Genomic DNA, 14,942 nt, shown 5'->3' on the forward strand with positions numbered 1-14,942 from the left:
TCTCCGCCGCCTGCCGGAGTTGGGCGTCGGCATGGAGCACGACGACGACCTGCTCCAGGTGGCGACTGCACTGACGCGGCTGGACCTGCCCTTCCTGCGCGACGCGACCACGCTCACCGTGCGGCATCGTGCACATCCACGATCAGACCGTGAACGACGAGGCCAACGCCCCGTTCGGCTGCGTGCGGACCTACGACACCGGATCGCGCTACGGCAGCGCCGAGGCCAACATCGAAGCGTTCACCGAGGACCCGCTGGATCGCCCAGTACTCCCTCTGAACCGGTAGCGTGCCGTCGCGTCAGCCGGCGGCGAAGGGCTGGGGGGCCTCGGCGTCAGCGGTTCCCGTTTCGGGTTCGTCCTCCCGCAGCCTGCGGTCGGGCAGGAAGAACGCGAGTGCCAGGGCTGCGAGGGCGACCACGGACAGGCCCGCGAAGATCGGCAGGAGCGCATCGACGTAGGAATGCACCACCTGATCGCGGACGGACTCGGGCAGCGAGCGGACGAGCGCGGGGGTGAGCGAGTCGGTGCCTGTCCCGCCCAGGCTCGGCGCGAGGCCGGACAGGAACCGGTGAGCCGCTCGGCGAACAGCGCGCCGACCGCTGCTGTGGCGATGGTCGCCCCGATCTCAGCGAGTCCGCGTTGAGGGTCGAGGTGGCGGTGCCGACCTCGCTGCGCGGGAAGGCGTTCTGCACGGCCAGGACCAGGTTCTGCACGGCCAGGACCAGGTTCTGCATGAGCAGGCCCATGCCGGTGCCGAGCAGCGCCAGATAGGCGCACACCAGCTGGCGCGGCGAGTCCGCGTTGAGGGTCGAGAGCAGGTACACGCCTGCCGGGACGGTGACCAGACCGGAGATGACGAAGCTCTTGTAGCGGCCGATCCTGGCGATGAGCTTGCCGTAGACGGGCATGCCGATGGTGACGGCCAGGATGTAGCCGGTGGTCACCCAGGCCATCTCGGACAGTCCGTCGAGCTCGCCGACGATGGTCGGCAGAGCGGTGGCGACGATGGTCTGGTCGAGCGCCGGCAGCAGCATCGAGACGATCAGGGCGGCGTAGATCCAGCCGAAGCGCGCCGGAAGCTTCGAGGCCGTCGCCGTCACAGTGGCGTGCGGGGCGCCGGTCATGTCAGCGGACCCCAGTACCGGCAGGATGACGGCGTCGACGAAGCGCGCCGAATGGTCCTCGTAGACGCCGCGGCCGGTGCGGGTGCGGCGCACGAGGACCGAGGACAGGAGGAGTTCGGGGATGAACTCGCGGCCGGGGGAGTCGGGGGCGATCTCGCCGCGCGCGGCGGCCCGGTCGATGATGCGGCGGGCGGCCTCGACCATCGGCGCGGCCAGGACCTCGTTCATCGCGTCCTGGAGTTCGGGATCGGTCCTGGAGGCGTGCGCCAGGGCCGACATGATCGCCTCCTGGTCGCCGGCGATGGCGGCCATGCGGCGTCCGCCCTCGAGGAAGTCGCCACGCAAGCTTCCGGTGTCGATGTCGGCCAACGGCGGCGGCGCCGCATGCCTCAGCGCCTCGGTGACCAAGCGGGGCTTGCCCTTCCAGCGGCGGTACAACGTCGCGGTACTCGCCCGCGTGGCGGCCGCGATCTGCTGCATCGTCAACTGTTCGTAGCCATGCTCGCCGACCAGGCGCACCACGGTCTCGTAGATCTCGGCCTCGCGCCCGGGCGTGAGCTTTGAACGACCTTCCACCATCTCTCCTATCGAAACGAAATGATTTCGTTTCGATACGAGGCGAGGATCGGTTGCCCGCCCGGCGCACAGCCTGTACGACCCTGTACCGCTCGAATGCTGAGTTACGGGGCCTGAGCTGCGGTCAATCGGCGGATGGACCGCGGGTCGTTGAGGTCGGTGACGTCGCGGAAGGGCCGCATCGTGGAGTCCGGGTGACGTCGATCACCTTCCACTGCCCGGCGTGTTGGTAGCGGTAGTAGCCCCCTGTCCGGTGAGGCACTGCTGCACGACCGGGCCGAGGCGGGCCACCAGTTCATCGGTGGACGCAGAGGCGATCGGTTCGAGTCGTACGATGTAACGCGCTACCGCCAGGCCCAGGATCTGGACGTTCACCATGCCGGCCCGTAGCGCGGCGTCGGGCGTGTCGAGCATCGCCGCAAGCCGACTGGTGATTTCCCGGTCGATGAATTCGCGGAGTAGTGCTTCGGATGCCTCGTGAGTGGGGGCTGATCGGGTGAGCATCATGAGCGGCGTGCGGCCGGGTTTGTCCAGGTTCTCCAAGAGCGTCCGGATGATGCGTTCTCCGATGCCGTCGAGGCCGCCGGTGAAGATCGATTCGATGGCTGACGGCAGATGGGGTGGCATCTCCGTGGCCGCGGCGAACAGGCCCTGCTTGGTTTTGAAGAAGTAGAACACCATGGCCGGATCGACTTCCGCCTGGGTGGCGACGGCGCGCACGGTCGTGCCGCCATAGCCGTGCTCGCGGAACAGCGCGCGGGCGGCTTCCAGGATCCGTTGCCTGCTTTCCGCGCCGGATCGCCAGCGTCCGGGGCGAGCAGAGGGACTGTGTTCTGTCATGGCAGGGCGAGTCTATCGGTTCTTTCCTCATCGATTGGTGAAGTTATTGCTCCGGTACGTGTTACCTTGAACTTCATCAACCGGTGAAGAAAGGTCGGCACGGTGAAGGTGGTCGTGGTAGGTGCGGGGCTTGGCGGGTTGACGCTGGCCCACGGGTTGCGACGGGCGGGAATCGACGTCGTGGTATACGAGCGGGAAGCGGAGCAGGGGCGCCCGCAGGGCATCAGCCTGCATTTCGATGACCGCGGAACGGCTGCGCTGCGGGCGTGCTTGCCGCCGCCGCACGTGGCGATGGCGGAGGCCACCATGGGCGGACCGCGCGAACAGAGGCTGCTCCTGTCCGAAGCAGAGGGAAGGCTGGTGGTTGCGCGGAGCCAACCGCTGGACGGCACATCGGGGCCGGCCCGGCCCGGTCGGCAGGTACACCGGCCGCTGTTGCGGGCGGTGTTGCTGACCGGACTGGAGGACACGGTGCGGTTCGGGGCGGAGTTCACGCGGTTCGAACAGCGGCCCGACGGGACCGTCCGGTCGTGGTTCGCCGATGGCAGCACGGACACCGCGGACGTGCTGGTCGGTGCGGACGGCATCGGTTCGGCCGTTCGCCGCCAGTACCTGCCTCACGTGCGGGTGGTCGACACGGGCAAACGCATGCTGATGGGCGCGACACCACTGCGGGCCGTGGCCGGTACCGGGCTGCCTGAACTGATCGGCCACAGCCCCGCCAACGCACAGGCGCACGGCACGATGATGGCGATGGGCGTACTGCGGTTCAGCCAGCCGCCGGTCGCCGCGAGGAAGGAGTGGCTGCCTGCTCTGCGTTCCCGCGTCGTCGCCGATGCCGAGGACTACGTGATGTGGGCGCTGCCCGTCACGCAGGAACTGCTCGGTTCGGCCGAATCACCGGCCACGGTGTGGCGCCGAGCGCAGGAAGTGTCCGCCGGTTTTCACCCGACGTTGCGGATGGTCGTCGACCACGCATGGCCGCACCTCACAGTCGCCCTGCGGGGCGGGCTGATCCCGCTGATGCCGGCATGGCCGGCTGCTCCGGTGACGGTCATCGGCGATGCGATCCACGTGGCACCGGGTTTCGGCGGCAACTTGGCGATGCAGGATGCGCACCGCCTCTGCGATGAACTGGTCCAGGCCTGGCGTGGGCAGCAGGGTCTGCTGGCCGCGATCGGTGCTTACGAGGACGCGATGCGCCGCGACAGCTTTCCCGCCCCCGACGCCACCGCAGGCACCCCCCGGATGGTTGCCACCCCCGCCGGATCCGGCGTATCCAGCGGATCCAATGGTGCGGAGGTCGGCACATGAACTTCAACCTGCTGACGCAGAAGTCGCTGTCCTTGTTCGCCGTAGTGGGCGGCTGGCGCACGCTCGCGGAAAGCATCGCATCCCGAGCGCTGTTCACGGTTGTCTATCTGATAACCGGCCAAGTCACGACCTCCGCCCTGATCGCAGTCGGCGGTGTGTTCGTCATCGCGGTGGCCCGGGTGTGGACCGACCGAAAGTACTGGCAGGCAGCCGGCGGGCTGCTCACGGTGGGCGTGTCCGCGTTCTTGGCCGGGAGTAGCGGGGTGGGGGTCAACTTCTACCTTGTCGGTGTGCTGGCCAGCGTGGCCGGCTCGGTCGTGTTCCTGGTATCCATGCTGGTGGGGTGGCCGTTGATCGGGTTGGTGGTGGGGCAAGCGCGCGGTGAACGGTTCACCTGGCGGCGCGATCGTGCGAGGCGGCGCCTCTACCAGAAGTGTTCGGCGGTCTTCCTGGCGAAATTCGCCATCGGCGCGATGGTGATGGTGCCTTTGTACCTGGCCGGGAACGTGATCGTGCTCGGGATTGTCAGCACACTGCTGACCATGCCCGCAACCGCCGCCTGCGCCTATGTGATCTGGCGGATCCTGCGCGCCGAAGCGGACCCCACGGGAGCTGAATCCGCAGTTCCCATCTCGAACCGTGGTTAACAACTGCAACCGGTTCGGCCGTTGGATGTTCCGGCACGCCGCACCTTCTACAACACCATCCGGCTGCACGAGGGCATCGGCTACGTCACTCCGACGACGAACACCACGGCACACCTCGGTCCATCGAATGAGTGGCCAACAGGATGGCGCTTCTCTCCCCTCGCGAGCGTCCAGGAACGATCCCTGTCCGTCCAGGCATCCGATGGATCCCGTTCGGTCGGTTCGATCAGTGGGAGTTCTTGCCAACGAGGTTCCCGCGCGAGTCACCTTCCTCGAAAAATAGTATTGATTGATACTATCGCAAATGATACGGTAGTGGATGTGCAGAGCCAGCAGCGCTGCCCTGGGTTCAACCCACTCCCGTGATCACCGACTGACGACGCTCGGCACGTTGGGCTTCCTCCGGCTCCTGAAGAAGTGGATTCCCGGCCCGTGCCACGAGGCTGCCCCGCCTCGGCGCCGACCGAAGTGACGGCCCGTTTCTCCAGGCACCACACACCACGAGAAGAGACATGACCAACCAGTTCCGCCTCGGCGGCGACCGTACGATCGACCGGCTCGGTTTCGGCGCCATGCGCCTACCCCAGAGCGGCTTGGGCGGACCCGCCCGCGACCCCGAGTCCGGTCGCGCCGTCCTGCGCCGAGCCGTTGAACTCGGCGTCAACCACATCGACACCGCCGACTTCTACCGCACCCAGGACGGCTCGGTACGCGCCAACACCCTGATCCGCGAGGCTCTGTCTCCGTACCCGGACGATCTGGTCATCGCCACCAAGGTCGGCCCGGTCTTCGGTCCCGACGGTCCCGGCCAGGGCACCGCCGCCGACCTTCGGCCCCAGGTCGAAGCCAACCTCCAGAGCCTGGGCCTGGATCGCCTCGACCTGGTCTACCTGCGCATCGGCACGGTGGGGCCGCCTCACGGCGAGTCGCTCGCCGAACGCTTCGAGGCGCTCGCCGCGCTCCGCGAGCAGGGCCTGATCCGCCACCTGGGCATCAGCAACGTCGATGCCGGCCAGCTCGCCGAGGCCCGCACGATCGCTCCTGTCACGGCCGTCCAGAACGACTTCCATATCGCCAACCGTGACGAGACGGCCGTCCTGGACGCCTGCACGCAGGCCGGCATCGCCTTCGTCCCCTTCTTTCCCCTCGGTGGCGGCAGGGCCGACTTCAACGACCCCGCCCTGGTCAAGGTCGCCGAGCGGCACCGCGCCACCGTCCAGCAGATCGCCCTGGCCTGGCTGCTGGCCCTGTCCCCGATCGTCCTGGCCATCCCGGGCACCGGTTCCGTGGCCCATCTGGAGGAGAACCTGGCCGCCCGGTCGATCACCCTCACCGAGGAGGACCTCGCCGACCTCACCTGATCGCAACGGGCCGCATCGTTCGCTCCCCCCTCGCGGCGACGACTTGGACGAACAAGTTGGCCGACGTAGTCACCGATTCGGTGGCCGACCGGTCTTGGTCGAGGAATCGAGCGCCGTGGTGAGAGAGGGCGGAGCATGAGGGTTGCATATCGCCGGAGATCGGCCTCCTCGGCTCTCGCTGGCGTCAGCGAGGGCGGCTCGCCGGGTGGTCACGGCGATGCGCAGCGTCAAGCCATGACGGACGACGAGAGGACGCGCTCCTCGTCATCGAGCCGCCCGGACGCGGGCCCGCAGCCGGTGGGTTTGCGCGCCCTTCCCCGTCCCGTGGCGGTGGTGGTCGGGGGCGGGGGAGTGCTCGGGGCTGCGCAGGTCGGCGTCGGGTGGGCATTGGAGCAGCGAGGATTCGTCCCGGAACTGATCATCGGAACCTCGGTGGGAGCCCTCAACGGAGCCATCGCGGCCGCACACCCCGGCAAGGCCGCACCATGGCTGGATCGCGTGTGGACCCAGGCGCGTCGCCGTGAGGTGTTTCCGTTCGGCTATCTGTCCTCGCGGGCCGGCATCTGCGCGGACCGCGGCCTGCGCAGGCTGATCGCTCGGGCGGAGCTGCCGTCGCGGATCGAACAGCTGGAGATCCCCTTCGCCGCGGTGGCAACGGATCTGGCCACCGGCGACCAGGTGCTGCTCGACCATGGAGATCTCGAGTCCGCGCTGCTGGCCGGCGCGGCCGTTCCGGGGGTCCTGCCCCCGGTGGAACGGGAAGGCCGGACGCTTGTCGACGGCGGGGTGATCGCCTACGTCCCGGTACGGGCGGCTCTGCAAGCAGGGGCGGCCAGCGTGCTGGTGCTGTCGACCGGGCCGGCGAGCTGTCCGCTGCGCCCGATCGTCCCTCCCCTGCGGGCCGGCGCGGTCGCCGCCCGGGCAGGGCAGCTGCTGTGGCACCATCAGATCGAGCGCGACCTGCACGACGTATCCGAACAGATTCCGACCGTCGTGCTGCCGACCGGGATCGAGGCCTGGCCCGCCCCGTGGGACTTCGGCCATTCCCACCGGCTGATCGAGACTGCTTGCCTCGAAGCGGGCCGCTTTCTCGACGGGCTGCGCATCAGTGGGCCCGGCCTGTATCGGGTTGACGGGTCTCCTGCGGCATCGGCCGGCCTGGGCCGGGCACGGACCGCCTCCGCAGCGGGGGTCGGCCGGTGAGTACCATCGCGTGTGGTGCTGCTCAATTACAGCGGTGGCGCCCAGGTCGCCACCGGCGCGGTTGAAGAACTGCACACCCGGCTGCGGGCGCCGCTCCTGCTGATCACCATCGGTGGGTTCCACAGCGGCGCCAACGATCTCACTCACGCCGATCACCTGCATCAGCTCACCAGCGCGAGCGACTGGATTGAGCGGTCAGCACCTGGATCTTCCCTCAGCGTTGGCAGCTTCCTCGACTGCACCGCCGACACCGTGATCGAACTCATCCGCGCCTGCTGCGACGGATGATCTGTGGCCTGAAGGGCCGACCAGGGCCCACAGTGCAGGATGGGCGGTGAAAACCTCTTCATCGGCGACCCACCCGGCCGAGACGTCCGAGACAGACAGCGCGTGACAACGGCGGGCCTCGGGCGACGTGCCCGAGGCCCGCCGGGCGTCATCGCAGGTTGTAGGCGCGGATGACGGTGTAGTCGACGGTGCCGCCGTCGGCCCGCTCCGCGTGCGCGCGCACGGACACCGACCCCTTGTCCGGGTGGATCAGCGTGGCCAGCCACGTGTCCGTTCCGGTCGGGATCAGGACCGCCTTCCGCCACGTCGCGCCCTCGTCGTAGGAGACCTCGACACTGACCCGTCGCGTCGGCGAGGCGGCCGAGCCCGGCTGAGCCTTCAAGCTCACCGGCAGCATGAACGGCCGGCCGGCCGGTGCGCTGTTGGCCAGGTCGACCTGCGGCGTGAAGGAGAACGACGACAGGGGCAGGTACGTCCACTTGTCCGTGCTCACCTCACCGGACTTGAACGTCCACGCACCGCTGATCTTGGTGGAGGCGTTGAACCCGGTCTTACGGTCGACGTCGTACTCCAGCCGATAGGTGCTCTCGGCCGACGGCACCGGCCCGCTGGCGTCGTAGAAGTACTTCGGTATCTCGGCCAGCTGGACGCCGTCGCGGTAGAACCCGACCCGGCCGCCGTCGAGCAGCGAGTAGCCGGTGTGCCCGGAGTCGTCGCCGAACGGCGGGACGTTCAACATGATGGTGTTGCCGGTCCGGGCGACGTACGTGCGCGGGTTGAACTTCGGCCCGGCAGGTCCGCGTTGCCAGTCGACCACGAATTTCCCGCCCGGCTGCCAGGTGGTGTCGTCGTACCAGAACTGCGTCTGGCGCGCTCCGCTCGTCTCCCACCGGTTGTCCCAGACCACGCCCTTCGCGCTGTAGTAGATGGTCCGGGTGCTGGGCACGTCATACCTGATCGGTCCCGACATCGCGCTGCCGCCCTCGGGCGGGAAACCGAAGTTGTGCATGTAGCCCTGCTGCTTGTCCGGGGTCACGCCGTGGTTGCGGTTGACCACGGTCGCCAGCTCACTGGGGCGCACGGTGTGGCGGTAGCCGGTGAGGAACCGCCCGCGGACGAACTGCACGAGGTCGTACTCGTACGGCGAGCCGTAGAAAGTGCCGTCGGCACCCGGCTCGGCCCAGAAGCTGCGCACCTCCGACACCAGCGTGCCCTGATCGGCCGTCACCTCCTCACCCAGGTCCGCGGTGAACAGCTTGCCGAAGTCGGCGCCGACGATCCGCGCCGCCAGGCCGTATCCGCGCGGCAGGCCGCGAGAGAAACCGGCCGCGGCCAGCCGGGTCCGCGCCGAGGACTTCGGTACGGTCACCGACACCGGTGTGCCCTGGCGCGCGTCGAGCGTGAGGACTCCGTCGTCGGTGTTCCCGACGGTGAGGTTCGGCTGCACCAGCAGCGTCGAGGTCCCGTCGGGTGTGATCACCGTGGCCTGAACGTGGTAGCGGCCGGGCCGGAGCTTGGCCTTCACGGTGCCCGACGCGTCGTAGGGAACCTGGAAGACGTCCAGATCGAGACCGACCACCGACAGGTCGTAGTCACTCGCCGGCGTGCCCGCGCGGTCGGTGAGCTTGAAGGTGACGGTGCGGGTCTCGTGCCCCTTCGTGATCGTCAGTGGGGTCCGCACCGACACGCCGTCGGTGTTCGAGGCCAGCAGCATTCCGGTGAAGGTGCCTGTCGCCGACGGCACCCGGGTGTCGGCGGTCAGCGTGACCGCCGCGGTCCCACCGGCCGGCACGACCGCCCGCGCCGGACTGGCCGTGAACAGCCCGGCCGGCGCGACGACCCCGTCCGGGCCGGTCGCCGTGGTCGTGAGGTCGAGGGTGACGGGCGCTGTGCCGTCGTTCCGGTAGGTGATCGTCTTCGTCACGGGAACGTCGTCTTCGGCCGGCCACGGTTGCGAGCCGAGCGCGAGGCCGGTGACGTCGGGCAGGATGGCCTGCTGGACCGCGCGGCCGACGTCGACCCTGCCGGCGCCCTGCTGGAAGGCGTTCAGGCCCGGGTTCGGCTTGGCCGTGGCGACCAGCGCGGCTTTGAGGTCGGGGCCGGTCCACTTCGGGTGCTGCTGCGCCAGCAGCGCCGCGGCTCCCGCGACGTGCGGCGTGGCCATCGACGTCCCGTTCAGCTGGGTGTACCCGGGCGAGTACTCCGGATAGTCGGATCCCTTCGCCAGCGCCGCGACGATGCCCACGCCCGGCCCGGTGATGTCCGGCTTGATCGCGCCGTCGACGCGCGGCCCGCGGTTGGAGAATGACGCCAGGGCATCCTGCTTGTCGACCGCGCCGACGGCGAGCGCGGCGTCCGCGGTGGCCGGCGAGGACACACCGCCGTTCCTGCCCTCGTTGCCCGCGGCCACGACGAACAGCGTGCCGGTGGTCGCGGTCAGGCGGTTCACCGCCTCCTCCAGGACGTCTACGCCCGGGAAGTCGGTGCCGCCGAGGCTCATGTTGACCACTTTTGCCCGCTCGGCGGCCCACTCCATCCCGGCCAGGATCGCCGACTCGGTGCAGTTGCGGGTGCTGCACACCTTGCCGATCAGCAGGTTCGCCCCGGGCGCCACGCCGCGGTACTTTCCGCCCGATGCCGAACCGCTGCCGGCGATGGTGGAGGCGACGTGCGTGCCGTGACCGACGGTGTCCACGGTGTCGGCGGCGTCGGTGAAGTTCTTCTCCTCGACGATCTTCCCGGCCAGGTCCGGGTGGGAGTTGTCGATCCCGGTGTCCAGGACGGCGACGGTAATCCCGCTGCCGTCGTATCCGGCCGCCCAGGCGGTCGGCGCGCCGATCTGCTTCACGCTCTGGTCCAGCGAGACCTCGCGCTTGCCGTCGAGCCAGATCCGCCCGATGCCGGACGCCGCGGTGCGCTGGGTCGCCGGGCCGGCGGTCACCTCGGTCCAGAACTCGTGTGCTCTCGCTTTGCCGACCTTCACCGCGGCGGCGCCGATGCTGGGCAGCGTGCGGGTGACCTTCCCGGCCGACCTGACCTTGGCAGCGGCCTTGGCCTCGTACGACACGATGGTGGGCACGTCGTCGACGTGCGCGTCGTCGTATCCGGCCTGGACGAGCCCGGTCACGTCGAACAGCCGCCGGTCGAGCCGGGCGGCCGACACCAGCTTCTGGGCGTCGTTCGGCACGACGAACTGGTGCCCGTCGCGTTCGTACTGGCTGAAACCGACCTTTTCGCGGCCGGGAGCGGGGTCGATCGAGACCCGGTTCCCCTCGACATAGACGCGGTCGCCCGTCAGCAGGGTGACCCACGAGCCGCGGGGCGCCGTGGACTGGGTACCGGAGGTCCACCGGGAGGGTGCCGGATCGGCGCTCGGCGTGGGCTCCGCGCTCGCGGTGGAGGTCAGACTCGCGGTTAACAGGGCGGTGGTGAGCAAGAGACCGGGCAGGCGCCGGCGCAGAGACGTCCTGGACATCAAATTCCTTCCTGATGGTGCAGGAAAGATTTTGAGATCAGGACATCGGGCGTAGGTACTCCTAATCGGGCATAACATCGCGTTATGCAGTTGGAGATCCGCCACCTCCGGGTTGTCGCGGCGATCGCCGAGTGCGGCAGCATCAGCCGGGCCTCGGCCGTGCTCGGCCACAGCCAGCCGGCCGTCACCGCGCAGTTGCAGCGGATCGAGCGCGCGCTCGGCGGGAGACTCTTCGCCCGCGACGGAACCGGCGCCAAGCCCACGGCGTTGGGTGCCATGGTCCTGTCCCATGCCCAGGGCATCATCGCGTTGCACGACGATCTGGTGCGCGACGTGCAACGCCGTGACGCCGACGGCGACCTGGCGACGCTCAGGCTCGGTGCCACGGCCGGGCCGATGGCGGCCGGCCTGATGACGGTCAGCCGCCGGTTGCTGCCGGAGGCCGAGGTGTCCCTGCACGTGAGCGACGCGGACGAGGAACTGGTCGAACTGCTCGCCGCATCCCGGCTGGAGATCGGGCTGAGCGTCGACTATCCGGGCTACGAGCTGCCGGTGCCCGAAGGGCTGAGCGAAGCGGTACTGGGGGTCGAGCCCGTCTTCGTCGTCCTGTCGAAGGACCACCCGCTCGCGGCCGAACCCGAGGTGCCGCTGGCCGCGCTGGCCGGCGAGCGCTGGCTGCCGGGTGTCGGCAAGGACGTCAGGATGCGGGCGATGTTCCGGGACACCTGCCGCCGCGCGGGGTTCGTGCCGCGGCGCATCCAGCGGACCGACGCCAGCCTGGTGTTCTCCCTGATCAGCCAGGGGCACGGAGTGTCCCTGTGCAGGGCGATCACGGCCGAGCGCGAGAACGTGGTGGTCAGGCCACTGGCCGGCGACCCGATGTGGGTACGGGAGCGGCTCCTGTGGTCGGCGGGCTCGCCGGTCGCCGAGCACGTACCGGGTATCCGTGACGTGCTCGCCGCGACGTACCGGGAGCAGGCGGAGGCGATGCCGGTCTACCAGGCGTGGCAGCGCAGCCGCCGCCGGTCCTGGTCGGAGGGCGACGTGGAGCCCTTCGCCTAGCAAGTACCGCGATCTTTCCGACTCCTGACCCGCGGGCTGGTGACTTCGCCAAGCCGGTGCGGGTGACCAGTGGCCAGGCCGGTTGAACGCGGTACAGGGCGCGGGCGGGTGTACGGGGCGGCGCTGATCTGGCTTCCGCATACATCGAGAGCGGGGGCGGCCGTCAGGGAGGCCGCAGCGCCGTACGAGAAGCGGCACGGCCGTACACACCAGCTCGACACATGGGGCAGCTACCACGACATCAGCGTCGAAGCATGGCCGTGCCTGCAGGTCAGGTCCCTGGCGCTGCCGTTTGCCGATGACCCGGACTACCGTTACGGATGGAGGGCGGAGTATGCGGTATTCGCTTCCGGGAAACTTGTTCACCCCGACGGCGAGCGCCAATGGCCTTGGCAACTCCCGTCGCCCTCCAGGTCCGTCCAACGGTAAGTGACGGCCCCTGCATCAACGCCGGGGGCGTCGCTCCAAGTCACGGTCGCCTCGAGACTGTCCGTGGCTCGGGGGCCGGTTCTCGCTGAAGCCGCCACGGACCCCCTAAGGCCACCAGCGATAGATGTCGTGCACGGCTCTTCGATACTCGCATTCGGCCAGGGGGCCGCCGAGGTCCCGGGCGGCGCTCGTCAGGGCGGCCGAGCCCGGGGGATCCTGGTGGCCGTACTTCTCGAGCGCCGTACGGACGATCCCGATCACCACGGTGCGGCCCGCGCCGCGCCGCCATGCGCGCTGAGCCCGGCGCAGCAGGATCTGCCCCTCCTCGTCCCATCTGCGGTCCAGAACCGGCACCGGGACATACGCGAACGGGACCGGACGGGCCGCCTCGTCGGGGAGGGAGGCCAGCGCCTCGTCCTGGTCAGCCCGGAAGCCGCGTTGGCGGAAAGTCAATTCCTCGGCGAGCAGCGCGGTACGGCGTCCGATCGGGACGCGGCGCGCGACGTGGACCATGCCCTGCCGATTCTTGCGAGCCATGGCCTCGGCCTCGCGCAGGACCGTGTGGCGTTCGGCGGAGGGCAGCCGGTCGGCGAGGGCGGCGAGCGCGGCAGCCTGGTAATGGGGGCGTTCGGTGAGCTTGCGGGCGATGTCCAGGCCGCGGTCGACCGCGAGGCCGGACAGGTGCTCGGCGACACCGAGCAGGGTGCGGCCCAGGTATCCCGGGCGGTTCAGTCCATGGAGCTCGTTCAGTGCTCTGACCATGAGGTCCTCAGGCAGGAGTGGTGCCATTCGCGCAAGCTGACCGTGGAAGTAGTTCTCGTAGTCGACGTCCCCGAGCCGGATGTCCAGCGCCTCGGCCATGGCCGCGTGGCGCCGTCGTCCGGTCAGGAGTTCGGCGATGGCGAGGAGGCCGTGGAATCTCTGGTCCTCATCGTCGACCGCGCGAATCAGGTCGAGGGCTTCGGCGAGCACCTCCTCGGCCTCGTCGGGGGACAGCCAGGTGGAGATCTCCATGAGAAGCCGCGCGCGGTCGTCCCAGTCTCTTCGGCCGTCGTCGACGTCGTAGGCGGGCAGCGACCGTGTGATCGTCAGCGCCTCGGCCAGCACGGCGTGCCGTTGGTGGGCGGGCAGCGGTTCGAGCATTTCGGTGAGCACCCACGCGCCGTAGGGCGGTTCGGTGATCTCGCGCGACGCCGTGTGTGCCTCGGCGAGCGCGGCGGCCTGCTCTTCGAGGGGAAGCAGTTCGGCGAGCTGGATCAGGACGCGGGCCCGGACCAGCGGATCGGCGATGTCGCGCGCCGCCGACAGGGCGGCGGCCGACAGTGGGGCGCGTTCCCGCACGGGCACGCGCTCGGCCGCGTGCATCAGGAGCTCGGCGCGGTCCCACGAGTCGGCCGGGAGGTCGGCCAGCGCCGCCGGGCGTTTCGCCGCGGGCAGCAGGGCCAGCAGTTCGCCCCAGCGCCACAGCCTCACCTCGGCCTGAGGATCGATCGCGGCGACGGCGGCGCGCAGCGCGGTCAGCGTCTCCGGCCGGTCCTGGTCCGGGAGCCGCGGGATGAGCTCGGACAGCACGCGGGCCCGGTCGCGTCCGTCCGCCAGCTCCATCGCGGCGGGCAGGGCCGCACGCGCCAGTGCGGGCGGAAGGTGAGGAGCCAGCGCCGCCAGGGCCTGGTCACGGCGATGGTCCAGGGGCAGCGCCACGGCCAGCGCGACCGCCCGTCCCAGCAGCTCGGGCGGCAGGTGCGGGGCGAGCTCCTCCAGCTGATGAGTCACGTACCACGGGTCGTCGTTTTCCAGGACGGTCAGTACGTGGGCGAACTCATCCGCCTTCAGTTGCGGCCACACCTCGCGGAGCACGTTCGGGAATCCCGGGTGGAGCAGTTCGTGCAGCACCTGCTGCCGGTCCTTGGCCGGCAGGCGAGGCAGCAGCGCGGACAGGTACCCGGCGCTCCGCTCGTGACCGTCTTCGCGCCGCGCGGCGGTCAGCGCCCGCGTGACGTCCCAGATCCCGGCTTCGACCAGCATCGGGGGCAGCTCGTCGTAGGTGCGGGTCCCCGTGAACCGCGCGCAGACCGCCATCAATGCGTAACGCATCTCCAACCCGAGCGAGGGGGCCGTCCGACCGGCGGCGATGGCGACGTCGGTGGCTTTGCGGGCCAGACGCCGCGCGAGCTCCAGGTCGGCGAGGTAGCCGTCGGCCTGGCCGATGCGGTCGCGGGCGTCGAACCACGTGTTCACCGCGCCGGCCCGTCCCGGAGCGGGACGCTCACAGGCCAGCAGGCGGTGCACGTCCTCGTCACGGCCCGCCGCGGCCAAATGCCGAACCAGATGCCGCAAACCGTACTCGTCCTCCTCGTCCGAGGCGGCGCCCAGCAGCGGCAGCCCGGAGGCCAGCCCACCCCACCGGTCCAGCATCTCGTCGGCGATACGACCGTGCTCGGAGGCGTCAGCCTTGTCCCCGTCGGCGGCCGCCGTCGCGCCCGGGAGAATCTCTGGTGCCACGTCCGACGATGTTAATGATCACGCGTCGGCCGGACCAGCGGTTCACCCTCAGCCATGGTGAAAGGGAGCGCGGCGCCGGCAGACGAAGGGGTCGATTCCTTTCTGTGGTGGCCGGGGTCT

At 69.6% G+C, this 14,942-nt stretch carries 11 protein-coding genes; 7 read left to right on the plus strand and 4 right to left on the minus strand.

Going from position 1 to position 14,942, the window contains the following annotated elements:
• Positions 1 to 149: 149 nt before the first annotated feature.
• Positions 150 to 287, plus strand: coding sequence for a hypothetical protein (locus ACWEPL_RS30810; protein WP_363975452.1), 138 nt, complete (start codon positions 150 to 152; stop codon positions 285 to 287).
• Positions 288 to 333: 46 nt separating this feature from the next.
• Here the strand turns inward: ACWEPL_RS30810 and ACWEPL_RS30815 are convergent, their stop codons facing one another.
• Both ACWEPL_RS30815 and ACWEPL_RS30820 read right to left on the minus strand, forming a co-directional pair.
• A complete protein-coding gene (locus ACWEPL_RS30815) occupies positions 334 to 1,647 on the minus strand; it encodes an MFS transporter (protein ID WP_452438224.1) in 1,314 nt (437 codons plus the stop codon).
• Between the two features lie 258 nt (positions 1,648 to 1,905).
• Positions 1,906 to 2,541, minus strand: a complete 636-nt coding sequence (locus ACWEPL_RS30820; protein WP_452438225.1) for a TetR/AcrR family transcriptional regulator — start codon at positions 2,539 to 2,541, stop codon at positions 1,906 to 1,908.
• A 102-nt stretch (positions 2,542 to 2,643) separates the two neighbouring features.
• Here ACWEPL_RS30820 and ACWEPL_RS30825 point away from each other — a divergent pair, with 102 nt between their 5' ends.
• The 5 genes from ACWEPL_RS30825 (at position 2,644) to ACWEPL_RS30845 (ending at position 7,354) form a co-directional block, all read left to right on the plus strand.
• On the plus strand, positions 2,644 to 3,855 hold the full coding sequence (locus ACWEPL_RS30825) for an FAD-dependent oxidoreductase (RefSeq protein WP_452438226.1): 1,212 nt from the start codon (positions 2,644 to 2,646) through the stop codon (positions 3,853 to 3,855).
• Positions 3,852 to 4,502 carry a DUF3159 domain-containing protein gene (locus tag ACWEPL_RS30830; RefSeq protein WP_452438227.1) on the plus strand — a complete coding sequence of 217 codons (651 nt, stop codon included), beginning with the start codon at positions 3,852 to 3,854 and terminating at the stop codon, positions 4,500 to 4,502. Before ACWEPL_RS30825 ends, ACWEPL_RS30830 begins: the two co-directional genes overlap by 4 nt.
• A gap of 512 nt (positions 4,503 to 5,014) precedes the next feature.
• Positions 5,015 to 5,863 (plus strand): oxidoreductase, encoded by an 849-nt coding sequence (locus ACWEPL_RS30835; RefSeq protein ID WP_363975469.1) that lies wholly within the window; start codon positions 5,015 to 5,017, stop codon positions 5,861 to 5,863.
• 234 nt (positions 5,864 to 6,097) lie between these two features.
• Positions 6,098 to 7,066, plus strand: a complete 969-nt coding sequence (locus tag ACWEPL_RS30840; RefSeq protein ID WP_452438228.1) for a patatin-like phospholipase family protein — start codon at positions 6,098 to 6,100, stop codon at positions 7,064 to 7,066.
• Between the two features lie 15 nt (positions 7,067 to 7,081).
• Positions 7,082 to 7,354: a hypothetical protein gene (locus ACWEPL_RS30845; RefSeq protein WP_363975475.1), complete on the plus strand. Its 273-nt coding sequence runs from the start codon at positions 7,082 to 7,084 to the stop codon at positions 7,352 to 7,354.
• Positions 7,355 to 7,502: 148 nt separating this feature from the next.
• Here the strand turns inward: ACWEPL_RS30845 and ACWEPL_RS30850 are convergent, their stop codons facing one another.
• Positions 7,503 to 10,829, minus strand: a complete 3,327-nt coding sequence (locus tag ACWEPL_RS30850) for a S8 family serine peptidase (protein WP_452438229.1) — start codon at positions 10,827 to 10,829, stop codon at positions 7,503 to 7,505.
• A gap of 84 nt (positions 10,830 to 10,913) precedes the next feature.
• Here ACWEPL_RS30850 and ACWEPL_RS30855 point away from each other — a divergent pair, with 84 nt between their 5' ends.
• Positions 10,914 to 11,891 carry a LysR family transcriptional regulator gene (locus ACWEPL_RS30855; protein ID WP_363975481.1) on the plus strand — a complete coding sequence of 326 codons (978 nt, stop codon included), beginning with the start codon at positions 10,914 to 10,916 and terminating at the stop codon, positions 11,889 to 11,891.
• Positions 11,892 to 12,425: 534 nt separating this feature from the next.
• On the opposite strand, the gene ACWEPL_RS30860 is transcribed toward ACWEPL_RS30855, so the two are convergent.
• Positions 12,426 to 14,822, minus strand: a complete 2,397-nt coding sequence (locus ACWEPL_RS30860; RefSeq protein ID WP_452438230.1) for a hypothetical protein — start codon at positions 14,820 to 14,822, stop codon at positions 12,426 to 12,428.
• Between the last annotated feature and the right edge of the window lie 120 nt (positions 14,823 to 14,942).

The sequence above is a fragment of the Nonomuraea sp. NPDC004186 genome (genome assembly GCF_053603495.1).